At 64.0% G+C, this 22,380-nt stretch carries 25 protein-coding genes and 1 tRNA gene; 7 read left to right on the forward strand and 19 right to left on the reverse strand.

Annotation, left to right across the window (positions count from 1 at the left end; all coding sequences use genetic code 11):
* Positions 1 to 44: 44 nt before the first annotated feature.
* The 6 genes from BJQ94_RS04415 to BJQ94_RS04440 form a co-directional block, all read right to left on the reverse strand.
* Positions 45 to 653, reverse strand: a complete 609-nt coding sequence (locus BJQ94_RS04415; protein WP_265400864.1) for a CueP family metal-binding protein — start codon at positions 651 to 653, stop codon at positions 45 to 47.
* 190 nt (positions 654 to 843) lie between these two features.
* Positions 844 to 1,470 (reverse strand): dihydrofolate reductase family protein, encoded by a 627-nt coding sequence (locus BJQ94_RS04420; protein WP_265400865.1) that lies wholly within the window; start codon positions 1,468 to 1,470, stop codon positions 844 to 846.
* Positions 1,471 to 1,520: 50 nt separating this feature from the next.
* A complete protein-coding gene (locus BJQ94_RS04425) occupies positions 1,521 to 2,177 on the reverse strand; it encodes a YigZ family protein (RefSeq protein ID WP_265400866.1) in 657 nt (218 codons plus the stop codon).
* A gap of 23 nt (positions 2,178 to 2,200) precedes the next feature.
* Positions 2,201 to 2,986 carry an alpha/beta hydrolase gene (locus BJQ94_RS04430; RefSeq protein ID WP_265400867.1) on the reverse strand — a complete coding sequence of 262 codons (786 nt, stop codon included), beginning with the start codon at positions 2,984 to 2,986 and terminating at the stop codon, positions 2,201 to 2,203.
* A gap of 21 nt (positions 2,987 to 3,007) precedes the next feature.
* Entirely contained in the window at positions 3,008 to 3,721 is a 714-nt protein-coding gene (locus tag BJQ94_RS04435) for a GAF and ANTAR domain-containing protein (protein WP_265400868.1), read from the reverse strand.
* On the reverse strand, positions 3,714 to 4,421 hold the full coding sequence (locus BJQ94_RS04440; protein WP_265400869.1) for a GAF and ANTAR domain-containing protein: 708 nt from the start codon (positions 4,419 to 4,421) through the stop codon (positions 3,714 to 3,716). Before BJQ94_RS04440 ends, BJQ94_RS04435 begins: the two co-directional genes overlap by 8 nt.
* A gap of 148 nt (positions 4,422 to 4,569) precedes the next feature.
* Between BJQ94_RS04440 and BJQ94_RS04445 the strand changes: the two genes are divergently transcribed.
* Positions 4,570 to 5,625 (forward strand): DNA polymerase IV, encoded by a 1,056-nt coding sequence (locus BJQ94_RS04445; RefSeq protein ID WP_265400960.1) that lies wholly within the window; start codon positions 4,570 to 4,572, stop codon positions 5,623 to 5,625.
* Between the two features lie 3 nt (positions 5,626 to 5,628).
* Here the strand turns inward: BJQ94_RS04445 and BJQ94_RS04450 are convergent, their stop codons facing one another.
* Positions 5,629 to 6,066 carry a VOC family protein gene (locus BJQ94_RS04450; protein ID WP_265400870.1) on the reverse strand — a complete coding sequence of 146 codons (438 nt, stop codon included), beginning with the start codon at positions 6,064 to 6,066 and terminating at the stop codon, positions 5,629 to 5,631.
* Between the two features lie 175 nt (positions 6,067 to 6,241).
* Here BJQ94_RS04450 and BJQ94_RS04455 point away from each other — a divergent pair, with 175 nt between their 5' ends.
* Positions 6,242 to 6,439, forward strand: coding sequence for a hypothetical protein (locus tag BJQ94_RS04455; protein WP_265400871.1), 198 nt, complete (start codon positions 6,242 to 6,244; stop codon positions 6,437 to 6,439).
* Positions 6,440 to 7,089: 650 nt separating this feature from the next.
* Here BJQ94_RS04455 and BJQ94_RS04460 read toward each other — a convergent pair.
* Positions 7,090 to 7,479 carry a metalloregulator ArsR/SmtB family transcription factor gene (locus BJQ94_RS04460; RefSeq protein ID WP_345893474.1) on the reverse strand — a complete coding sequence of 130 codons (390 nt, stop codon included), beginning with the start codon at positions 7,477 to 7,479 and terminating at the stop codon, positions 7,090 to 7,092.
* 27 nt (positions 7,480 to 7,506) lie between these two features.
* On the opposite strand from BJQ94_RS04460, the gene BJQ94_RS04465 reads away from it, so the two are divergent.
* Both BJQ94_RS04465 and BJQ94_RS04470 read left to right on the forward strand, forming a co-directional pair.
* The gene (locus BJQ94_RS04465; protein ID WP_265400873.1) at positions 7,507 to 8,508 is read left to right on the forward strand and encodes a zinc-binding dehydrogenase; all 1,002 of its coding nucleotides are present in this window, start codon (positions 7,507 to 7,509) and stop codon (positions 8,506 to 8,508) included.
* A gap of 383 nt (positions 8,509 to 8,891) precedes the next feature.
* Positions 8,892 to 9,218 (forward strand): hypothetical protein, encoded by a 327-nt coding sequence (locus tag BJQ94_RS04470; RefSeq protein WP_275875559.1) that lies wholly within the window; start codon positions 8,892 to 8,894, stop codon positions 9,216 to 9,218.
* 230 nt (positions 9,219 to 9,448) lie between these two features.
* On the opposite strand, the gene BJQ94_RS04475 is transcribed toward BJQ94_RS04470, so the two are convergent.
* The 8 genes from BJQ94_RS04475 to BJQ94_RS04510 all read right to left on the reverse strand — a co-directional run bounded on the left by BJQ94_RS04475 (position 9,449) and on the right by BJQ94_RS04510 (position 16,328).
* Positions 9,449 to 9,877 (reverse strand): GNAT family N-acetyltransferase, encoded by a 429-nt coding sequence (locus BJQ94_RS04475; RefSeq protein WP_265400875.1) that lies wholly within the window; start codon positions 9,875 to 9,877, stop codon positions 9,449 to 9,451.
* Between the two features lie 164 nt (positions 9,878 to 10,041).
* A complete protein-coding gene (locus BJQ94_RS04480) occupies positions 10,042 to 10,500 on the reverse strand; it encodes a GNAT family N-acetyltransferase (RefSeq protein WP_275875592.1) in 459 nt (152 codons plus the stop codon).
* Positions 10,501 to 11,248: 748 nt separating this feature from the next.
* On the reverse strand, positions 11,249 to 11,704 hold the full coding sequence (locus tag BJQ94_RS04485) for a hypothetical protein (protein ID WP_265400877.1): 456 nt from the start codon (positions 11,702 to 11,704) through the stop codon (positions 11,249 to 11,251).
* A 216-nt stretch (positions 11,705 to 11,920) separates the two neighbouring features.
* The gene (locus BJQ94_RS04490; RefSeq protein WP_265400878.1) at positions 11,921 to 12,424 is read right to left on the reverse strand and encodes a GNAT family N-acetyltransferase; all 504 of its coding nucleotides are present in this window, start codon (positions 12,422 to 12,424) and stop codon (positions 11,921 to 11,923) included.
* A 368-nt stretch (positions 12,425 to 12,792) separates the two neighbouring features.
* Positions 12,793 to 13,947, reverse strand: coding sequence for a hypothetical protein (locus BJQ94_RS04495; protein ID WP_265400879.1), 1,155 nt, complete (start codon positions 13,945 to 13,947; stop codon positions 12,793 to 12,795).
* A 459-nt stretch (positions 13,948 to 14,406) separates the two neighbouring features.
* Positions 14,407 to 14,967, reverse strand: a complete 561-nt coding sequence (locus tag BJQ94_RS04500) for a hypothetical protein (protein WP_265400880.1) — start codon at positions 14,965 to 14,967, stop codon at positions 14,407 to 14,409.
* A gap of 146 nt (positions 14,968 to 15,113) precedes the next feature.
* Positions 15,114 to 15,707, reverse strand: coding sequence for a hypothetical protein (locus tag BJQ94_RS04505; protein ID WP_265400881.1), 594 nt, complete (start codon positions 15,705 to 15,707; stop codon positions 15,114 to 15,116).
* 81 nt (positions 15,708 to 15,788) lie between these two features.
* On the reverse strand, positions 15,789 to 16,328 hold the full coding sequence (locus tag BJQ94_RS04510) for a hypothetical protein (RefSeq protein ID WP_265400882.1): 540 nt from the start codon (positions 16,326 to 16,328) through the stop codon (positions 15,789 to 15,791).
* A gap of 348 nt (positions 16,329 to 16,676) precedes the next feature.
* Here BJQ94_RS04510 and BJQ94_RS04515 point away from each other — a divergent pair, with 348 nt between their 5' ends.
* Positions 16,677 to 17,285 (forward strand): recombinase family protein, encoded by a 609-nt coding sequence (locus BJQ94_RS04515; RefSeq protein ID WP_265400883.1) that lies wholly within the window; start codon positions 16,677 to 16,679, stop codon positions 17,283 to 17,285.
* A gap of 32 nt (positions 17,286 to 17,317) precedes the next feature.
* On the opposite strand, the gene BJQ94_RS04520 is transcribed toward BJQ94_RS04515, so the two are convergent.
* From BJQ94_RS04520 to BJQ94_RS04530, 3 genes are all read right to left on the reverse strand, one after another.
* Positions 17,318 to 17,389 (reverse strand) — tRNA-Arg (locus tag BJQ94_RS04520).
* Between the two features lie 96 nt (positions 17,390 to 17,485).
* Positions 17,486 to 18,859: an HNH endonuclease signature motif containing protein gene (locus tag BJQ94_RS04525; RefSeq protein WP_265400884.1), complete on the reverse strand. Its 1,374-nt coding sequence runs from the start codon at positions 18,857 to 18,859 to the stop codon at positions 17,486 to 17,488.
* A gap of 233 nt (positions 18,860 to 19,092) precedes the next feature.
* Positions 19,093 to 19,740, reverse strand: a complete 648-nt coding sequence (locus BJQ94_RS04530; protein ID WP_265400885.1) for an iron ABC transporter ATP-binding protein — start codon at positions 19,738 to 19,740, stop codon at positions 19,093 to 19,095.
* Between the two features lie 58 nt (positions 19,741 to 19,798).
* Here BJQ94_RS04530 and argS point away from each other — a divergent pair, with 58 nt between their 5' ends.
* Together argS and BJQ94_RS04540 are read left to right on the forward strand one after the other, a co-directional pair.
* Entirely contained in the window at positions 19,799 to 21,475 is a 1,677-nt protein-coding gene (argS, locus tag BJQ94_RS04535) for an arginine--tRNA ligase (RefSeq protein ID WP_265400886.1), read from the forward strand.
* Between the two features lie 83 nt (positions 21,476 to 21,558).
* Positions 21,559 to 22,269 (forward strand): DUF2993 domain-containing protein, encoded by a 711-nt coding sequence (locus BJQ94_RS04540; protein ID WP_265400887.1) that lies wholly within the window; start codon positions 21,559 to 21,561, stop codon positions 22,267 to 22,269.
* Positions 22,270 to 22,380: the final 111 nt, after the last annotated feature.

The raw sequence follows: 22,380 nt of genomic DNA on the forward strand, positions 1-22,380 counted from the left end.
GTGCGATCACTGCGGCGAGGGCAACTCGGAGCCCGGCTGCCCGGTCAGCTCAGCTGCACCGTGGTGACACAGGTGGGGTCGTCCGCGTTGGTGCCGACCGGTACCTCAGCGGTGTTCTCGCCGTCCTGGATGCGCATCGTCAGGTCGCGCCCGGACGGCAGCCAGATATCGAAGAAGCCGTTGTCGAAGGTGGTGACAGTGTCGTCGAGGAACACCTCGCCGCTGGCGTCGTCGGTGATCGTCACCTGCAGGTCCTCGTCGGCGAGTTCCCCGACGCAGGTCGTCAACGAGTGGAAATAGCAGTCGTGCGTGGCGTCAAGGTACGGGGCGACAGACAGGTGGAATTCGTCGTTGGGAATGGGGACGCTCACCTCGTCGTCTCCGCTGGAGAGGAGGAGTTCGCCGACCCGCACGGATGCCATCAACCCGTCTGGGCGGGCAGTGAGCGGCTGTGCCTGCAACTCCTCGATGAGGTCCTTCACGTCTGTCGGGGCCGCGATGTCGAATTCGGCGAGCATCGCGTCGGCATCCGCGCCCAGGCCGACCGAGCCGGCGGTCGGTGCGACGCCGGAACCGGTCGCGCCGGTGCACGCTGTGAGGGAGAAGAGCAGGATCAGCGCGCCGAGGCTCGCCGCAGACTGTGTACGGATCATCTGTCCAGCGTGGAGCCGCGCGGTCGACCACTCCAGTGACGAAGGTCCCGCGCGTCCGGATGCTCAGCGCGCTCCCAGACCTGCCAGACTCGCCCCATGACTACTCAGACCGTGGTCTTCACTCTCATTGCGGTCAGCAGCATCAACGGTGCGGCCGAGAGGCTCACGCAGCTGATCAATCAGTAGCTGATCAATCGGTAGTCATGTCGCCGGTCGCCGGAATCGACCCCGTCGGGCCGTACCGCAACAGCACGACGCCCTTCTCCGACGGGCCCTCCGAACCGAGTAGCTCCAACGCGATGGGTGCCCCGTCGTCGGGGAACAGGCGCTTGCCGGGCCCGACCACGATCGGGTACACCCACAGGTTTGCCTGGTCGAACAGGCCCTCGGCCACGAGGGAGCGGGCGAAGTCGATGCTGCCGATCACGTGGATCTCCCGGTGCCGCTCGCGGAGGGCATTCAGCTCCGCGGCGAGATCCGTGCCGAGCAGGTGCGAGTCGCGCCAGGGGAGATCCGGTGTGCCCCGGGACGCGACGTACTTGGGGATCGAGTCGAACTTACGGGCGATACCGGAGGCTTGCCCGTCGAGCTGATGCGGCCAGTACCCGGCGAAGATGTCATAAGTGCGTCGCCCGAGGAGGAGGGCGTCCATCGCCTGGATTCCGGCATCGATCTGGGCGCCGACTGTGTCGTCGAGCAGGGGCGCCTGCCAGCCGCCGAAAGCGAATCCACCCACGGTGTCCTCCTCGGGGCCGCCGGGGGCCTGGGCGACTCCGTCGAGGGTGGTGAAGTGGTCGATGTGGATGCGGCCGGTCATAGTGGTCTCCCTTCGGCTCCAAGCCTTCGCACGTGGCCTCCACAGTGGTGTCATACCGTGTCGACGTCAACCCATTCGTGGCCAAGGCTCTCCAGGTGAGCACTTCCAGCCGTCACATGAGCGACGATCGCGGAGAGCCGCTCGGCGTCATCGTCGGCTAAGTGCAGCAGGGCGTTCTGCCCGTAGTCCGTGCCCAGGATGAGCACGCCGCGCTGGCGTAACTCGGCCTCGATGCGGCCGGCATCCGTGTGGGCGAGCGTGAGCGTGAACAATTCACGGCGTTCGCGTTCCACGAGCATCTTCAGGGACTGGGCCCGATCGATCGTGCTGAGCACGGACTCCGAGTAGGCACGCACGAGCCCGCCGGCACCGAGGAGGGTGCCGCCGAAGTAGCGGGTGACCACGGCCACGCAGTCGACCAAGCCACGTCCGGACAGCGCCTCCAGCATGGGGCGCCCCGCGGTTCCGGATGGTTCGCCGTCGTCATTCGAGCGGCGCACCTGATCGGGTGTGCCCGTCGGCCCGATGACGAATGCCGAGCAGTGGTGGCGGGCGGCCCAGTGCTCCTTGCGTGCGTCGTCGATCACGGCACGCGCGGCGTCCTCGGTCTCGATCCTGACCAGGCGGCAGAGGAACCTGGACCGTTTGACGTCGATCTCGGCCTCAACGTGGCCGCCGATGCCGCCGCGCAGAGTGAGATCAGACATGTGCCCAGTCTCGCGCAGTTCTGTCAGCTGTCTTGGCGGATTCGCGCCAGCCAGTCGGTCACCAGGGCCGAGCACAGGCCCGCTTGCTCGAAAAGGATGTTGTGGCCGGCGGCGTCGAGTGCGGCGAACGACGCGCGAGGGTAGTGCTCGATTCGGCTCCAGGCGTCGGAGTAGCCGACGACGTCGTCCTGCCGGCCCGTGATGTGCAGGGTCGGTTGCATGAAAGGTTCGGGGTGCGCGTCTTCGGGGTTGCGGTCGAGTGAGTAGCTCTCCGAGATGCGATCGATGGCTTGGCTGTCGGCGCCATCGAGGCCAGGCAACACGTACTGCAAGAACGCCTGCGCGTCGCCTGTCGATTCCACCACGGCGTCTTCCCGGTACTGGTCGAGTGCCGCTCCGAGGATCGGCACGACTCGAGGTTCCTGCCTCAACACGGTTCGGGGCGGCACGGTTCGCTCGGCGTGCGCGGCGATGAAGACGCCGGCCACAGTCGCGAGTCCGAGTACCTGTGAGCGAAGCTCGTGGGCGACGTAGCGGGCGATCATGCCGCCGAACGAGTTCCCCAGCACGGCGAACGGTTCCTTGCCGACGGTCGCCAGGATCTGTTCAATCACCGCATCGGCGACCTCTTGCGAGCTGCCTATTTTTTTCGCTGGAGACCGGGTCGCGCCTGGCAGATCGAGGTAGATTCGCCGCCAGTGACCCGAGCGCTCAAACATCGGCTCCAGTGGAAGCAGGCTTCGATGGTCCAGGCCGAATCCGTGGAGGAGCACGACCGGGGTACCAGAACCTATCTCACGAGTGAACACATGCCCAGTCTCGCAGTTCGATCAGAAGCGTAGATCCCGGGAGACGAGCTGGCGGGCCACAAGGCTCAGGGACGTCTGGTGTGATCTCGCGTGCTCGCGGATGAGGGCGAAGGCGGCCTCGATCGACACATGGGCGGTTTCGGCGACAACGCCCTTGGCCTGCTCGATAAGCACCCGGCTGGTGAGGGCCTCCTGCAGCTGGTCTCGAAGCTTCGAGGCATCCCGAACGGTGCGTTCTTGCAGAATCCCGATGGTCGCCACGTCGGCGAGGGCCTGGGCGGCGCGGATGTCGTACTGGTTGAGTTCGCCGCGTTCGTTGCGCATGAGATTCAGTGTGCCGATGGTGGTGTCCCGAAGTCGCAGCGGGATGGCGTAAACCGAGTGGATGCCCTGCGCGCTGGCGGTGGTGCAGAATTCCGGCCAGCGAGAGGAGCCGATGTCGATGTCGGGCACGGAGACGACGGCGCGGGTGTGGAAGCACTCGAGGCACGGCCCCGCGTCGGCGTCGAGCTGCATGATTTCAACCAGTGTGTTTGCCTCACTCGTGGAAGCGACGACCTCCAACTTGTTGTCGGCGTTCGCCAACAGAATGCCCGCGGAGTCGACATCGAGAAGGTCGTGACAGTTCTCCACGAGGGTCTGCAAGAGGTCGAGCACGTCATAGCCGGCTACGAGGGTGTCTGCGAGAGTAGCGAAAGCGTCGAAAAGCCGTTCCAGGCGAGTTGTCTCATTCATTGGATCCTTCGCCCGACTCGGATAGTGCGGTGAAGCGAATCCGCCGCTCGATGACATCATGCGCGATTTCCCGCATTGGGCGGTTGTCGGCGAAAGCCCTGGCCTGAATGATCAGGTGGGCGTCCTCGGCAGTGGTGCCGAGTTGGGCGAGGACCATGCCCGTCGCCTGGTGAATGAGCCGCCGGGAGAACGTGGTCGTGTCCGGGGGGAGCTCTTCCTCGCTGATAGCACGGCGCAGGAGAACACGGCTCACGATGGCTGCCAGAGCCAGTGTCTGCTGCTGTTGTTTGAGGGTGAGTGACACCGGGTTGACGGAGTACAGGTCAACGGCGCCGATCTCGAGCGGTCCGAACACAAGCGGGAAAGCGAAAATAGCCCCGATGTCTTCACCACGAATCGCATTGGAGAAGGCCGGCCACGATCCGTTGCTTCGGGTAGCGAGGTCAGGTTCCAAGACCGGTTGGCGTTTGGTCAATGCGTCCCAACACGGACCTTCACCGAGGTCGAATTGCAGTTCATCCACTCGCCCGGCCCGGGCGTCCGTGGCCGATACGGTCTCCGCTCCAAGGAACGATCCAAAGGTGGAGATCGACACCCCGGACACGGGAAGGAAACGCAGGAACGGGCGCGCTAGATCGGAAATGCTTCCGTCACTGTCGGATAGCGCATCCGATGCGATCTGAAACGGATCATGCATCATCGCTGCAGCCCCTCCCTCCCTTTAGGTGTCACAATACGCTTCGCGGAACAGAGACTAAAGGGATTGCGCAAGGCAGGTATTACGTGCGAGGCCCTCAGCGGTGGAGCGCTGATCGGGGCACACTTGTGGCGTGAGCGGAATCCGGTGGGTGCTGCACGTCGATCTTGACCAGTTCATCGCGGCGGTCGAGGTACTCCGGCGGCCTGAACTTGCGGGCAAGCCAATAATTGTCGGCGGTCGGGGCGATCCCACGGAACGAGCGGTCGTATCGACCGCATCCTACGAAGCCAGGGCGTTCGGCGTGGGGTCGGGAATGCCCCTGCGCATTGCGGCCCGGAAGGTGCCCGACGCTGTGATCTTGCCCGTCGATCAGGAGGCGTACCTCGCGGCGTCGGACACGGTTATGGCCACCCTGCGTTCGCAGCCCGGCGTCACCGTGCAGGTGCTGGGGTGGGATGAAGCATTTCTCGGTATCGAGACGGATGGTCCGGAAGCCTTCGCCCGGCAGGTGCAGGCCGCTGTTCTCGAGCGGACACAGCTGCACTGCAGTGTGGGCATCGGCGACACCCTGGCGCGGGCCAAGGTCGCCACCGGCTTCGCCAAGCCGGCCGGCGTCTTCCGGCTCACGGCGGGGAACTGGCTCGAGGTGATGGGCGGCCGGCCCACCAGGGATCTGTGGGGAGTGGGAGCCAAGGTGTCGGGCCGGCTGGCCGCGCTCGGCATCACAACCGTCGCCGAGCTCGCCGCATCCGACCCCCAAGACCTGGTGCCGGAGTTCGGGCCCAAGATGGGCCCCTGGCATGCGTCGCTCGGGCGCGGGGACGGCGCCAGCGTGGTGGACGACACTCCGTGGGTAGCCAGAGGCCACAGCCGGGAGACCACCTTCCAGCACGACCTGACCGAACCCACCCAGGTGGATGGCGCGGTGAGGGAGCTGGCGGCGCGGGTGCTCGAGGACGTTCTCGCCGAGGGACGGCCTGTCATCGGGCTGACCCTCAAGATTCGCTACGCGCCGTTCGACACCACGACCCGGGCCCGGAAGATTCCCGGCACCTCCGATGGGAACGAGATCCTCGAGCGGGTCCTGGATCTCGCGGGTGAAATCGACGCGGGCCGCCCGATCCGGCTCCTCGGCCTGCGCGCCGAAATGGCCATGCCCGACAACGCCCGACAGGGCCATACGCCCACCCGCGGCGGTTGGTGACGCTCAGTTCTTCTTGAGCTCCTCGGCGAGCATCACGATGATGCCGCTGGGACCGCGCACGTAGGTGAGCTTGTAGACGTCTTCATAGGTCGCAACACCGCGAAGCGGGAAGCATCCGTGAGTCGCCGCTATCTCCAGGGCTTCTTCGAGGTTGTCGACGGAGAACGCGACCCGGTGCATGCCGATGTCGTTGGGACGAGTGGGCTCCGACTCGATCGCTTCGGGGTGGACGTACTCGAAGAGCTCCAGGCGGCCGTGACCGTCTGGCGTCTGAAGCATCGCGATGTTGGCGTGGTTGCCGTCCAGGCCCACGGCCGTGTCGGTCCACTCGCCACTGACGGTGTCGCGGCCCAGGACCGTGAGACCGAGGTCAGTGAAGAAGGCGATCGTTGCTTCAAGGTCACGAACGGCAATGCCGACATTCTCAAGCTTGATGGACATGCGCATCATGCTACTCAGCCGTGGGCGCTTCATCGAGTGACGGATGCGCGGACGCAGGTCGGACACTCGTCACCTGTTGTTCTTCCAGAAGACAACGAGCTCCGCCGGTGACCGGCATCACACTGGTGGTGTGGAAGACATCCGCGGGGGGACTTCGGAAATGTGAAGGATTTCGATGAACTACCGAGAGCTGTTCTCAGTCGTCATGTCGGGGCCGGCGCTGTGGGAGGTGCGGCACGAGTTCACCAATGAACTGGCCGGTGTCATCCAGCGCACGCCCAAGGGATTCCTGGTGAGGGATGACCAGACCCACCTAATCGGCAGCTTCGACTCGATCACGAGTGCGCTCGAGGGGCTATACGAGCTGGCGTGAGGCGTTGCGGCCAGAAGCCGGACCAATACGTCTCGTGAAAGGTGTGTGTCGCTCGCGTCGGATGGCGTCACCGGTGATGGGACTACAAGTACAAGGGCGCTCAGGTTATGAAGCACCCTGGCGGCGCATTCCGTCGCGGCGAGACTTCAGAACCCTCGCTGGCCCCGCTCGATGTCAGCTCGCACGTCCGACATGGCTCGAGCTAGTTCTGGGTCGGAGCCTTGAAGATCCCGAGCAGCGGATGGGCTGAGCCGCCGCCGCGAGGACAGCAAGTAGAAGGCCGCCAGAATCACGAGAGCGAGCCCCAGGCCACCCCCAGCGATGAGCACAATCATGAGAGCGCCGGCAGTCATAGGAGTTCCTTTCATCGGTCTCTGGCGAACCTGTCGCCTTTAGACTCACATAAAAAGCTGGTCAATAGTGTTTATCGACCGAATTGAGCACCCAAATTTGAGAGGCAAGAATGCTGCTTCGAGCCAGCTCAGCGCTCTCCCGGGCGTGCGGTGCCGTCGCATATCCCATGCGATATGAGGAACTTCGGTTATGAGACAAGTCAGTCTCGTCAGCGAGACGCTCACAACACATGCGATCGCGATCGTGACGTATCTAGCGCTGACACGCAAAATCTAGAGGGTCCCCCGCAGGATCGCTCAGGGCCGTGCGGTGACGACTTCTGTTGCGGTGGTCACAGCATCGAGGAAACCCGGGAACCGGGCGTCGAGCTCAGTAGCGCGCAGCACTGTCCAGCGTTGCGTGCCGCGGTTTTCTTGATGGATCAGTCCCGCGTCGCGAAGGACCTTGAAGTGGTGGCTCAGCGTCGACGGCGCAACATCCACGGGGAATGTTCCACAGGCGCGCCCCGCGGGCTCGCAGCGGAGGACGTGGACGATGGAAAGCCTTGTCTCGTCAGAGAGGGCGTGTAGTACCGCTGTCAGGGGAACCGTGTCGAGCTGCGGATGCTCGAGTGCCGGTCTCGGATTATGTCCCACACTCACTTCTTTCGATTGATTTCGAAAGAAGGATAGCATCTTGGGTATCATTCGACATATTGCGAAAGAAGATGGATCATGATCACTTCAACGATGCGCGCTCTTACGTTCAGCGGACCCTCGACGGACATCTCTCGAACTGGTGTCACGGTGTTGCCGACGCCGCTGCCCGGCCCCGGAGAGGTTTTGATCCGTATCACGCACGCCGGGATCAATTTCAAGGACGTGATGATGCGACGGGGTGATCCCGGTTACGTGCCTGTCTGGCCCGTCATTCCGGGACTTGAAGTTGCGGGCGTAGTCGAGCGGTTCGGCGACGGAGTGGATGATCTCGAGGTGGGCATGCGGGTAGCTGCTCTGACGAACATCGGTGGCCTCGCCGAGTACGTTGTCGCCAGTCAGGCATTGACGGCGCGCATCCCAGACGGCGTGCCCTCGGCAGTCGCGGCCGTGGTCCCTGGGGTGTGGACAACCGCCTGGCTGCTGCTACATGAGGCCGCCCGCGTCCGAGCCGGCGACACGGTCCTCGTCCACAGCGCGGCGGGCGCCGTCGGTGCGGCCATCGCTGCAATCGCCGCAGCAATCCCAGACACCACCCTCGTCGGCGTTGTCGGAGCAGCTAGCCGCATCGAAGACGCGAGGCGTGCCGGCTATCAGCACGTGTTTGTCCGCGATGGTCATCTCGTCGACGCTGTGCTCACCAGGCTGGGCGGCTCCGGCGTCGATGTCGTGCTCGATCCTCAAGGCACCGCTTGGCTCGACGCTGATCTACGCGTGCTGGCACCCACCGGTCGCGTTGTGCTCTTTGGAAATGCCTCGGGTGCCCCGCTTGACCCACTACCCACCGGTGAGCTCTATGCGGGCAACGCGTCCGTCGGCGGATTCAGCATCGGCGCCCTGTCAGCCACGGCACCGACGCGCGTGAAACGCGCCATGGAAGCAGTGCTAAGCGGGATCGCCGAAGGCTCCCTCGCCCCTGAAGTGACCGTCGCTCAGGGTCTTGACCAGGCTGCCGCCCGCCAACAGCAACTCGCGGACGGCAGCGCAAAAACGAAACATGTCATAAGCATCAATGCGTGACTCAGATCGCGAATGGACCACCAAGAATCGCCTCAACCCGCCAGAAGGCCGGGCGGCCTGCGGGTACTTCGCCGTCACCCCGGCACGGCGGAGCGCGCTCTCGGCACAGCCGCATTGTCTTGGCCATACGCAATCGCACTGGGTTGCGTCATGCGGGACAACCAGGTGACACCTGAAACTCTAGGAATTGACGCGTATCACTGGGCGCAGCCCCGTCCCCGGGGGAATCTCGCGCGTCTCGTATCCCATGGCATACGAGACAAGGAGCTCGCCTAAGGAGATCGCCTTAAATGGACTTGTATCTTGCACAGCTTCGCCATGCTGGCATGGGTGGTGGGAAGGCGCCGTCGCCCGCTAGTGTGTCAGTAATTCCGGGGGTGCAAATGAAGTTCAAAGCATTCGGCACGCTCGTAGTCCTCGGCGTTGCTCTCACTGTTCTTGGCGGCTGCGCGCAAACACAGTGCTGGACGATGGCAGGCGCCGTTGCCGAGGACGTAGTTGGCGAGTCGACTGCTCGTGAAGCACTAAAGAAGTGGCTGGAGCAGCCCTCCGACCTCTCGACTGATCTGCCCGCCTCCGACTGGGTCGAAACGACCTCGACGAATGACCTTGTCAGCTTCAAAGGAGGAGGGAACGACTGGGCCGACGCCAGTCTTTTCCCCGGGGGCTGGATCATTCTTACCGCAGGTACGTGCAGTAAAAGTAAATAGACCAAACAGTCCTATCCCGGGTGCATCACCGACGCAGGCTGTTCCGTCCGCCGTCGGTCATGATGGTCTCGCCGTAAGGCCCACCTCAAAGTCCACAAGCGTCTCGTAACCTCGGTGCCTCACAACCCATGGGTTCCGAGACGAATCGGTTTAGAGACAGACGGAGATGACTGAAAGTCAAAAGAAAAGTTCCGTCGTTCGTAGCTTCCACGCAATGCAGAACCGATCAATTACGAGTTCGGCTGATCGAGACGCTCCATCCAGGCCCCTGTGAGGGCCAGTGGTGCGAACCCGAACTTTGAGTACAAGCCATGAGCGTCGTTTGTGGAAAGTGCGATACGGCGCAACCCGAGAGGGCGGCAGTGGTTAACAATTCCGGATATCAGCATCGCTCCAATTCCTCGGCCGCGAACTCCCGGGTCTACGAAAACATCGCAGAGCCATGCAAATGTCACTCCATCCGTGACCATCCGCGCAAAGGCGACTTGCCTATTAGAAGCGTTGTCGTAGACACCGAAGTTGCGTGAGCCGTCTATCGCGGCGTCCTGCCGGGATCGGGAGCGCCCGGGCGCCCAATATGACTGCTCACTGATCGATTTATGAACCCATTCCCGGTCGATCTCCGCGAGGTCCCCTGAAAATCGATATTGAGCATCCATGGCCTCATCTAAGTGGTGAGACAACGGATCTGCTGCGCAACTAGCCGACGTCCTGAAAATGCGCGTCCAAGCGGACGGCCAAAAGCATGAGCCGCATTCGATCAGAGGACTCTGCGGCTCGGCGCAATCGCCTGGCTCGTGACTTCTCCCGCGTCAGCGCTCCATCAGTGAGCCAGTCCGTCAAGCCGGCGCGACCACGCGACCTCTCGGTGTAGTTGCCCAGTCCCCGTGAATAATTGAACCTGATGAGTTTGCGCAAGGACCGCCGCCATTTCGTACCGGTCTGCAGACTTGAAACCGAGCTTCTGCCAGAACGGGCCTGACCGGCGCGAGAACAGCCACGCTTGGCTGGCACCGCAGCGAGCAGCATCTGACATAGCGAACATCGCAAGTCGTGACCCGGCGCCGGCCGCACGTCGCCCGGGAGAGACGGCGACGCTGCGAATTAGAACGTGCGCGCCGTCTGGACTCAACTCGTAGCCGGTGCTGCCAACAATCGAGCCGTCCGGATCCCGCTCGGTCCAGAGCCTTACAGAGGGGGCGTCGAGACCGGACAGAGTCAGATCTACCTCGCCAAGAAAGTTGCGAAGCTCATCGATGTCAGTCGCGACTACCTGTTTCATCAGCACACGCCCATTCTCGTGGAAAGCACCCTGACCGGTCATCCGCGAGCCCCGCCTTGGCACGGAAATGTCGGAGTGTCTCAAGAGGCGCCCACAGAAGGTAGCTCATCTCGTGTGGGGGTTTTTGGGTCTTCGCGTCACCGGAAAGGGTCGCCTCTGCCTCGTATCCCATACGTTTTGCGGCAGTTAGGTTTGGCGACATCGGGTGAACTGATCATCGGGATAAAATGATCCGGGCCATCGTGTGGGTTCGGTGGCGTGGGTTGCCGAACATGAGCCAGGGGAGTGCCAATGCCGAAGAACGTTGCCTTCTTCTTAGTCGTCCTAGTCATCGCTATCGCTGTCTTCGTCGCATCTGCGGGTGTTGCCAGCAGTTCAATGCTCTTAGTGGTGCTTGGAGTGGTCCTGCTGGCCACTGCAACCGTGGTTCTTGTCAGAGTCTCGCGCCGAACCGAGTAGACCGGACGAACCTGGCTGAATCAGGCGTCTAGCCCCGCTTGAGTCGATGGTCTCGCTTCCACGTGTCCTCTCGAAGCCGCTGTTACTCGACCTGAAGGAGATCCAGACGCCTCATTACCCTACGGATCCAAGACAGGTGCAGATGCGAGACAGCTCACATGCCGCTCGTCGCTTGAGCTGGTGGTCTCCTGCGTCTCATATCCCATGGGATATGAGGCAGAGCGGTTAGGAGACAACACGGCCGTCACTAGCGAACTGGTGACCGGCGCAGAGATCCATCCCGGTTCGCTCAACGCTCTGCGCGTGACGGAGGTGAGACGATGATTACGATCCCGTTTCCGCAGGTCTTGGGGATCGGTATGGACACCGTCGCGCCTTCCACGGGACTCCCTCCGCCGAGCGAGATCTCGTCGCCCATCCGGTACTCCTCACCTGCGAATGTGAGTGTCGTACCGTCCCAAGTCGTGAGCTTGTCAGGAAATACCGGAATGTCGCCATCGTCAAACCGGACGCAGTTGTCGACGAATGCCAGAGTCCCGACTTTCAACCCGGCCATGCCCACCCAGTCCTCTGGAAGGGGGTACGTGACGAGCCCAGTCGGCTCTGGCGGTGCGGGCTCCGTCGCGGTGCAGGCCGTAAGAAGCGGCGGCGCGAGGATCAGAATCAGACCGACGAGCGCCCGGCGCTCACGCGTGCGTACCGACCCCAGAGTAGATGCGGACTCAGGAACGACTATCAATGACATGCGACCTCCGTCAACGCTGAGAAGTGCGAGCACCGTCACCCTAGCTGGCATGCGCGGAACCGGTCAGCGTTTAGCACGCGCTGGCTCACGCCTGACCGGTCGCGTTGGAGTGGAGACCTGCCGCACGGGCCATCTGTTGGGTCACCTGCAGGAGGCCAAAGAGCCAATCCCTGGTCCCATATCCCATGGGTTACTAGGTACTTGGGTTACGCGACTTCAGAGAATGCGTGTCATCTGAATTCGCTGCCCGTGCGTCGGTAGTCCTAGTTCTTTTTCGGTGGCCACGAGTTCGTGCTGAAAGCGGGACTTTGGCTCCGATGGAGCGAAACCGCATGACGCGTAGAAGGGCGCGTTCCATGGAACGTCGGCGAAGGTTCTCAACGAGATCTGCGAATACCCGCGCCGTTGCACCTCGTCTGCCGCGGCGTGGACGAGTTGTCGGCCATATCCGAGCCGGCCGAATTCGGGCAGAACGGCGATCTGCTCTAGGTGCGCGGACTCGTCAGCCTCTGTGACCTGAGCAAAGCCAATCGTCCGGCCACCGTCCTCTTCGACGGCAAGCAGCGTGAATCCTTTCGAGTGGGCGCGTTCCGCTGCGGCAGTCGCGGGTGGCCAATTGGTTGTCTGAAGAAAATCAATCAGGAGCTCGTCGGCGCGGTTCTCGATTGCTTCGGTCGTTCGATAGTCCTGATCTTCAGCCATTCGAATCCGGATACCCATGCCGCGAGCCTAACGCCGGGTTCCGGGCAACGTTTGGTCGGGGTGGGCTGCTGTATGTTCCGTGACGAGTGGGATAAATCATTCACCAAGCGGCGGGCACAGCGGCCGAGCGCTCCTGCCTGGGGTCCATCGTCTCGTATCCCATGGGTTTCGAGGCATCTAGGTTGCGAGACACCGGACACGAAGTGGACACGCTCCGCTGCGGTCAGCTTCGAAGGGGTCCAGCTGGGCCTACGCCTGCGTGGGCTCGCCAGGGTCCTTGCCACTGTCGCCAGAACCGACCCAGGGGCCGCCAGCATGGCCGGGGCTCCGGGCTATATGGCTGACTATGCGGACCTAAACCCTCGACGAACTTACAAACATGACCACTAGCGGGTGTGGGCGATGATCGCTTCGGCGATACCGACCGTGTCGCTGGTCGACGCGACCTGGTAGGCCGACTGGCCGAGTGAGAAGATCACGACGCAGAACGGTGTCACGTCGGAGCACATCTGCACGGCGTGCTCACCCTCGACCGCGCCCTTCAGCGCAATCGTCGGCAGGGCCTGGCTGTCTGGTGTGGAGACCATCGTGTCGACGAGTCCGGCCAGGTCGTAACCGACCGTGACCGACGTACCCAAAACCCCGGCGGCGATCAAGTCGACCGGGACGCCGGCGGCATCCACATCACACTGGAATACCCCGGCCCGCTGCGCCACGTAGTTCTCAAAGTAGGTCAAGCCGTTTGCTGGGGACCGGACTTCGTATTCGAGCGAGTCGACGCCGAGAGCCGTGGCGATGCCCTCCGACCCCAGCGCGCGGGTGCAGTCCGATTCGTGTTCGACCAGATCGACCGTCGGCCAGACCAACTGGCCGGGCTGAGCATCCGTCAGAGCGGTGAAAACGGATGCCGCGAGCGGCTGCATCTGCGCCAGAATCGCGTCGGGCGTCAGCCCGGAGAAATACCAACCGTCGCGTTGGATCCAGTTCGTGCTCAACACGATTTCGACCCAGGCATCGCCGACCGGCGCGCTGATGAAGCAGCCGGTGTCGTAGCCGCACCCGGTCGCCGCTTCAATGCCTCCGATGGTCATCGCGGTGTCGGAAGGGCCGTCGCCGAACGATAAGGCGTCGTCGCCCACCGTGTAGGGCGCCCAAGAGTCGGCGCCGCCGGGAACGACCTTGACGCTGACGTAAGCCCAGTCGAAATCGACGGGGTCGAGCAACGGGTTGGTGACCGCCGGGCCGACCCGCCAGGAGCAGGACAGACCGCCCAGGGCTGGCACGACGTAATCGGTGAGGTCAAACGCTGGCTGGATCGCGGCAACCGGGGTCGGCGCGGTTCCGTCGGCGGTGACGAAAACGGGTGCCACGTCATCAAGGGCGGCAATGTCGTCGCAGGTGTAAACGCTCGCTGCCGCTGGTGTTGGTTCGACTGACGCTGACGGTTCCATCGGGGGGCCCGCAGTACATCCGCTGAGGACCACGATGGCGAGCAAAACAGCCGGCGTGAGGGCGATGCGGCCAGTCCGGGTCGTGCGCATACGGCGAATCCTTTGAAGGAAACGGACAGAAGGGGTATCTAGGGTCTCTAGCCGACGACGCTGAAGATGCCTAGTCGCCTGGCGAACGTGCGTAGTCGATCCGCATCAGTTCCTATCCGCAGTTGCATTGGCGTTGAAACAACGGACCGGACCATCTGATCGTCCTCTTCTGTTCGGGCGGACCGAAAAAACAACACGGCTCTTCTAGCGACAGTAGTGGGCAGTGTAGGCAAGCTCCACCATCTATCTGGTCCCTGCTCCTCGCGTTCTGCCCCCATTTCGGGCAGCCCAGATTTTCCACGGCCTGCCGCGGGTAACCAGGTCGATGCGCCAGCGGCGCGGTTCTCGTGGTTGCCTAGATGACGGACACGAACGACGAGATGTCACCGGCCGCGGTGGGGCACCCGGTGAGGGGGAGCACGGCGGTGGGTAGCGCGGGGACTTCGAGGATGCGGCTGATTATTCGACAACGACCATGTAGGCGTCGTGCGATTCGGCCCAGTCGGTAGCCGCCGCGACCATTGCGGCTTGGTCGCTGGTGCCTGCTAGCTCGGTCCCGCCGGATTCTTCGACGGAGGAGATCGTGCCCCAGGAACCGAGGTCCCAGTAGACGATGACGACGGTGCGACCCAGCTCGTCCGCGTACGAGCTTGCGACCTCGCGCATGCTTCTTATGCCCGCCATGGGCGCAAACTCGTCGTCGGTCTGTGTCTGAGCCGCGCCGGGCGCCGCGTCGGCGGCTATCTGGTCGATGACTGGCTGCGGGAGTGGCTGACCGGGGGTCACGACGACGACGGTGCCATCGTGAAGAGTGATGTCGCGGGGAGCGTTCCTCGCGAGCACCTGTTTCTCGAACTCGGAGAGCTTGCCGTCCCCGTTCGAGTCCCCTTCGATTGGCGCGGAGGCCGTGGCAGTCGCTGGCGGGGTCGGGTCGGTGTCGGGCCCAGTGGTACAGCCGGTGAGCACAGCAAGCGCGAGCAGGCCTGAAGCGGCTGCTGTGGCGGTGCGGATGGTGGTCACTCGATGGTCCCCCTCTAGTTGTACTGACCTGGAACAGCGAACCAAGCACGCACAGTCAAGGGCGCGACCTCTAGTGTCTCGCAACCTACCTGCCTCGTATCCCATGGGATTCGAGCCAGCTAGGTTGCCAGACACGTCACAAGGCCTCAGGGGATGCGGCGAGCGAGTAGTTTCGCGACACCAGCGTCAGCGGTCTCATTTGTGGGTATGAGTTCTATCCGCGATTGGTATTGCCCGATTCCAGGATCCACCTCGATGACCAATATCGGTGAGACTCGCTTCCCAATGACCGCCTTCACGCTCTCCACACTCACGGAATGGATCCGGTCCCACGGCAGCAGACCCAAGTCCACGATCTTGTGGCCGCCTCGCCACAGCGTGATACCGGTTGAATCGGCCGTTGCGTCGACCGGGAAGCCGCGATAGTTCGTGTGGCGAAGCAACGGACCCGGTTTCAGAAACGGTGCAAGGATGCCCGAACTCCAGTTGCCCCGAACGATCGTTGACCCCGGCCTCGCTGCGCGGAGCGCGTTGAGCCGGGCCTTGCCGTTGAGGTTCGCATAGAGGACCGCTCCGGAGATGATTCCTACTACGGTTACCGCGGGAGCGCCGAAGAACAGCGCGGGGAACCAGCTCGGGGTGTCACTGCCCAGCGACTGTAAACCAGACACCGTCGTCGCAAGCAGAATGACGAAGAAGATCCCGTGGGCAACCATGCCCCCTATAACCGGATTCTTCATGTTTCGCTGAGCCGGCACGTGTCCTCCGAAGGCTCGTGGATGGTGGCCGGACAAGTGGCTCCGATCGTAGTTGCGCCCATGTCAACCGCCTGGCGCGCTGGTGAAATCGAATGAGGCGCTGTCGCCGTCGAGTGAGGCGACGGTGACCGTGTACGTGCTGCTTTCCTTGCAGTACACGACGAAGGCATCCGTAACGGTCGCGCCCGGCTCGATGATCGAGGGGAACTCGCCGATCGCATAACCTCGGTGCTCCGTCGTCACTGATCCGGCGCGACCGCCGAAGGGAAGATCCCACTCGGCCGAGCTTGAGCCGCCGAAGGCTGCAAGGTCGCTTTCGTTGAACTCGATCGGCGTGGGGCTGACGTTCTCGATTTTCACTCCGACTCCGCAGTAGCCGTCGACGGAGTACCCGATCTGATCAGCTGAGATACGCAGGTTCGCTGTCTCGACCTCGTCGGGGGACGACGTCCCCAGCTCGAAGAGGCTGCACCCCGCCAGCAGCCCCACTGAAACAAGCCCGCCCATCAAGCCACCGGTTGTTCGGGTGGCTAGCGGAAATCTTCGCGACATGGCCCGAGCATATGCGATCACCCGGAGCCGTTGGTTACGCACATCGATCATGCGATTGCCGTCCCATGCACTCAGCGCCGGGTCGCCCTACTGCTGACCCGAAAGCCGGTCTACCGGCGCATTTAGATTTGGGCAGGGGGCTGACGTTATGGGTTCGACTTTTGGAAGGTGGGCGTTTGACTCGCCCGGTGAACATGCCCGCGCGGGTACGGCGAATTCTGATACGCGACACGATGACTGTCTCATAACCCTAGGGATATGAGACGCCTCGTCGTCTCAATCTGCACTTTTCCTGATATCGGTGATTAATGGGTTCCGGAGAGTCACATAACTACGTCGCGTAACCCTGTGACCAAATTGCGGTGCGCATCGTTAGTTATGAGACAGCGAAGGAGCGTTGTGAAGAAGCTGATCGGTTACGCGCGAATATCGACTAGGAACGGTGCCACGGACGGACAGCGGGCCGAGATCTTGGCGGCCGGCGTTCGACGGGATGACTTCTATGTCGATCAAGGGAGTTCCGGCGCTCGGGCGTCCCGGCTTCAGCTTGAACTAGCACTCACCGCACTTGAGCGTGGCGACACGTTTGTGATCGCGTCCTTGGATCGGCTGGGTCAGGCGACGCAGAACGTGCTTGCGTTCGCCGCGGGGCTCAGCGATCGCGGTGTTGAGCTTCGCGTTCTCAATTTCTGCGGCGGCGATGTGGACACAAGGACGCCGACGGGAGCGATGCTGTTCACGACCATGGCCGCTCTCGGGCAGATGGAACACGAGATCAAGCGCGAGCGCGTGCTCGACTCGATCGACAGGCGCCGCAAGGCCGGCAAGAACCTTGGTGGCCGACCGCGCAGAATCACGAACCGACAGATTCGCAACGCCAATCGACTCATCGAAGCCGGAGAACCCGCGGCACAGGTCGCACGCGACTTTGGGATGTCCCGCGCCACGTTCTACCGCCGGGCCCGCGACCTGGGATTGATGCCAGATCAATCCGGTGAGGAGACCTAGGAAGTCCGAAGTGGCGTGTCACGTAAGAAGTGTGCCCCCAGGCAGATTCGAACTGCCGCCCCTGCCTCCGGAGGGCAGTGCTCTATCCCCTGAGCTATGGGGGCCCAGGAACCTCTAGGTTAGCATCCCTGGACAGACGACATTGCGCCAGTGGCGGCACCTGTGGAGCGTGCGGAGGCGGAGCTTCTCGTACGAGCCGTTTAGAACGGAGGGAGCTCGTCGACCTCTGGTTGTCGGGCGGGGCCCACCGGGCTGATCGGGGGACCGGGGTCGACCGGGGGAGCGGAAAGGTCGGTTGGCCAGCCGATCGGATTGGCAGGCTGCTTGGTGTATTTCTTGCCACCGGGGCTGGCCCAGGTGAGCGCGCCATCGGAAGTCTGGCTGGTGCGGAAGCTGGATTGGTGTTTGAGCCGATGACAGGCTTTGCAGAGATGCACCAGGTTGTCGGTACTGGTGGTGCCGCCCAAGTTCCACGGCTTGGTGTGGTCGATCTCGCTGTTGGTGGCTTTGCGGTTGCAACCGATGCCTTGGCAGGTTTGGTCGCGGATCTGCGCGTACCGTTTCATGTCTGCCGGCGGCGCATACGAGCTCCGGCCCACCGAGAGCATGCACCCGGTCTCCGGATGGGTGAGGATCCGGTCCCAACTTCGTGCCGTGCCCGCCAGCCGCCGCGCGGTCTCCGGGTCGATCGGCCCGTAGCCCTCGAGCATTCCCGGTTCGGCGCTCTTGCCCATCAGGGTCAGCACCGGCACCGTGACGTGCACGGTGCCGCGGATGCCCCGGCCCAGGCCGGACTCGCATTCGCCGTCCAGAAGTAGGTCGCGGTAGGCGTCCGCGCGGCGCTGGTCTTTCGTGCGCAACACCACGTCCACAGCGTCCGGAGCGGCAGGGCCGTCGTTGGTGTCTGCGTCGTTCAGGCTCCTCGCAATCCGACTGAGCCGGACGTAGCAGGCCTGAGCCTCGTCCGCCTTGAGGTAGGCGTTCAACCAGGCCATGCCATCCACGTCGGGCTGCAGCAGCACCCGCCGTTTGGCCGCACCGAGGTCCGCGCGTTCCTGCAAAGAGATCGGGTGCAGGCGGTTGAGCTCCCGGGCGGCGACCTTGCCGAACTGGGTCGCGGTGAGCTTGTCCGCCTTGGGCAGCACCGCTGCCTCCAAAGCGGGCAAGATCTCCTCCGGGGTGTCGGCGGTGAGAAGCTGCAGCTTCACCACGTGAGCCCAGCTGATGCTGCCCTGCGCCAAGGCCCGGTGGAACCCGGGCAACTGCTCGAGCAGGCGGGCAGCCTGAAAGATCATGGCCCGCGCCGTGTTGGAGTTCAGCCGGAGGGCGCAGCCGACTTCGGTGGCCAGCGTGCGTTCGGCGAGTTCCACGTCATTCCACGACGGTCCGTGCGTCTGGGTGTCGGGGTCGTCAGCACCGGTCTCGACCGGGTCGCCGCGGAGACCGGCAACGATGTGCGGCTCGTGACCGAGCCGGTCAAGTTCGGCCAGGAGGCGGCAGCGCTCGGCGTGGACCGCTGCCATCTGACGGGCGTTCTCGATCAGCGGATCGATGATCGCGCTGATCTCCACCATGGTGCGCTCAGCGATGTCGCCGGGGCGCAGGGCCGCGGCGGGGACGGTGGTGCCGGCGTCCTCTGGGCGAGCTGATTCGGGCTCGTCTGGGGCGTCTTCGGGTGTGGCGTTTGATGTGGCCATAGGGACATAGAACCACCGACCACTGACACTCGTGATCCCAATGAATCAGCGGTGGACAACCCGAAAAACCTGGGCCTGCGGAGGAGCGGCGGACCGTGCGGCAGAGTGCCCTACAGGTTGCCCAGCACCGTGCTCATGATGCGCTCGGCGTCGCCGGGCTCCGTCATGGTGGGGGAGGAGACGGCCACCCAGTAACCATTGGTGAAGACCTCGGCGGTGCCGGTACCGGCGCTGAAGTAGCCCTCGACCTCGGGGGCGCTGCCATAGGTGGGAACGATCTCCCCGCCGGAAAGGGCCGTGTCCTTGAGGGTGTTCGCGAGAGTCTCGTTCGGCATGGCCAGGGCCACCTCCACGATCTCACTGCTGGACTGGTTGATCCAGCCGCAGGAGATGCCGCTGTAGGTGGTGGCGGTCACGGCGGCGTCGCTGGAGGCCGCGTAGCCCGGGTCGATGCTGTAGTTGGGGTTCAGCGCATACAGGTCGTCGGCCGTGAGGAGCTGGTCGCAGGTCTTGTCGACGGCGGTGCCTGCCGGCGGAACGACGGGTACCGGCGTGGCAGATTCGGTGGGTTCAGCGGTGGCGGTCGTCGACGGTTCTGGCGTGACCGTGGCACCGGCCGAGGCCGAAGCCGTGGGCTCTGCGCTGGAGTCCGGCGCGCATCCGGCCAGAGCGAAGAGAGCGAGCGTGGCGCCGGTGAGGGCGAAGCCGGCCCGGAGGCTGCGGCGGGAGACGAGCAAAGACGAGCTGTTGTGGGTCACGCGTTGACCTTACCAACTGGGGCTGCACTAACTGGGAGGCCGGGTAAGCTTGTTCGCCGTGACCCCTGCCGAACTTTCCCAGTCCCTGCTCGACCTCGTCAACTCCCTGGTCGAGCGCCGACGTGGCGAGGGTGCGGAGATCGCCGACCTCGGCCTGACCGTGGCCGATATGTCGCTGGAGCGCCCGCGCAACCGCGACCACGGCGACTGGGCCTCGAGCGTCGCGATGAAGATCGCCAAGCCGCTGGGCACCAATCCGCGCGCCGTGGCCGCCGAGCTCGCCACGGGCCTTGAGGCCATGACCGAGGTCGCCTCGGTAGAGATCGCCGGCCCCGGCTTCATCAACATCCGCCTCGAGGCATCCGCCGCCGGAGCCCTCGCGCAGACCATCGTCAACGCCGGCGAGGTCTACGGCACCGGCCACATGTACGACGGCATCAAGATCAACCTCGAGTTCGTCTCGGCCAACCCCACCGGCCCCATCCACATGGGTGGCGTGCGTTGGGCAGCGGTGGGCGACAGCCTCGCCCGCGTACTCAAGGCCGAGGGTGCGGATGTGACGCGCGAGTACTACTTCAACGACCACGGTTCGCAGATCGACCGTTTCGCCCGCAGCGTGCTGGCCGCCTACCTCGGCGAGCCCACCCCCGAAGACGGCTACGGCGGAGCGTACATCGGCGACATCGCCGACAAGGTCGTCGAGATCTACGACGGTGACATCGCCGCCCTGCCCCGCGAAGAGCAGCAGGAGGTCTTTCGCTCCATCGGCGTCGACCTCATGTTCACCGAGATCAAGGAGAAGCTGCACGGTTTCGGCGTCGACTTCGACGTCTTCTTCCACGAAGACTCCCTGCACGAGTCCGGCGCCGTCGACCGCGCCATCGCGCGCCTGCGCGAACTCGGCCACATCTTCGAGGCGGATGGCGCCATCTGGCTGCGCACCACCACCTTCGGTGACGACCGCGACCGCGTCATCATCCGCTCGAACGGCGAACCGGCCTACATCTCGGGCGACCTGGGCTACTACCTCAACAAGCGTGAGCGCGGCTTCGACCAGAACCTGATCATGCTCGGCGCCGACCACCACGGCTACATCGGCCGCATGATGGCCATGGTCGAGGCGTTCGGCGACGTGCCCGGCGTCAACCTGCAGATCCTCATAGGCCAGATGGTCAACCTGCTCAAGGGCGGCGAGCCCGTGCGCATGTCCAAGCGTGCCGGCACCATCGTGACCCTCGACGACCTCGTCGACGCCGTGGGCGTGGACGCCGGCCGGTACTCGCTGGTGCGCTCCTCGAGCGACTCGCAGCTGGACATCGATCTCGACCTGCTCGGCAAGCGCACCAACGAGAACCCGGTGTTCTACGTGCAGTACGCCCACGCCCGCACTTGCTCGGTCGGCCGCAACGCCGTCGATTCCGGCGTGGACCGCAGCGCGTTCGCCCCCGAGTTGCTCACCCACGACAGCGAATCCGCTCTGCTCGGCGTGCTGCAGGAGTACCCGCGCGTGGTGGCCCAGGCCGCCGAACTGCGCGAGCCGCACCGCATCGCCCGGTACATCGAAGAGGTCGCCGGCTACTACCACCGCTGGTACGACAACTGCCGCGTCATCCCGCTCGGCGAGGAGCCGGTCACCGACCTGCACCGCACCCGGCTGTGGCTGAACGACGCCACCGGCCAGGTCATCCGCAATGGCCTCGGCCTGCTCGGCGTCTCGGCGCCGGAGCGTATGTAGGCGGGAGCCGCACCATCGCGAAACGTCGTCGACCCGTCCGCCGCCTGCTTGTCGCCCTGATCGCAGTCGTCGCGCTCGTCGGCGTGTTCTTCGCCGTCGACGCGGGACTGCGCAGCTACGCGCAGAACCGCATCGCGAGTGAGATCGACGCCAAGCTGCCCGCGGGCGTCACCGGCGACGTCGACGTGGCCATCGGCGGCACCTCGGTGATCGTGCAGTACCTCACCGGCAGCTTCGACCGGGTGGAGCTGACCGCGCCGGCGCTCTCGGTGAACGACGTGCCCGCATCCGTCTCGATCGTCGCCACCGGCGTGCCCACCGACACCAGCAAGCCCATCGCACACGTCGACGGCGCCATCGAACTGGACCAGGCTGCCCTCAACACCCTGCTGCAGACCGCCTTGGCCGAAGCGGATGCCGCCCCGGCCGCCCGCGACGCCGAAGTCGAGCTCGGCACAGACGAGATCACCTACGCCGGCGAGTTGAGCGTGTTCGGCCTGGGCATCGGTTACCAGGCCACCGCCACCCCCAGCGTCACCGCCGACTCTTTCGTGATCACGCCCACCGACGCCCGCGTCACCTCCGGGGCAGGCAGCCTCGACGTGAGCGGCCTGATCGACCTGGTGCTCGGCGACGAACCGATCAGCCTGTGCATGGCCGGATACCTGCCGCAGGGCGTCACCCTCAGCGGTGTGGAGACGACACCGGCCCGCGCACGCATTACGCTGGAGTCGAGCACATTGACGCTCACCGAACAGTCGCTCACCACCCTGGGCACCTGTTCGCCCGCTTGATTCGGCGCGCGCAACTCGCAGTCGCTAGAATTCCGGTAGATTCCCGCGCCGATTCGGCGCGTCTCTTCGCTGGCTTCAGGGACCAATCCGGGTTCGCTCGCCACTTCGTGA

Source organism: Cryobacterium sp. SO2 (assembly GCF_026151165.2).
In the GTDB taxonomy this organism is placed as follows: domain Bacteria; phylum Actinomycetota; class Actinomycetes; order Actinomycetales; family Microbacteriaceae; genus Cryobacterium.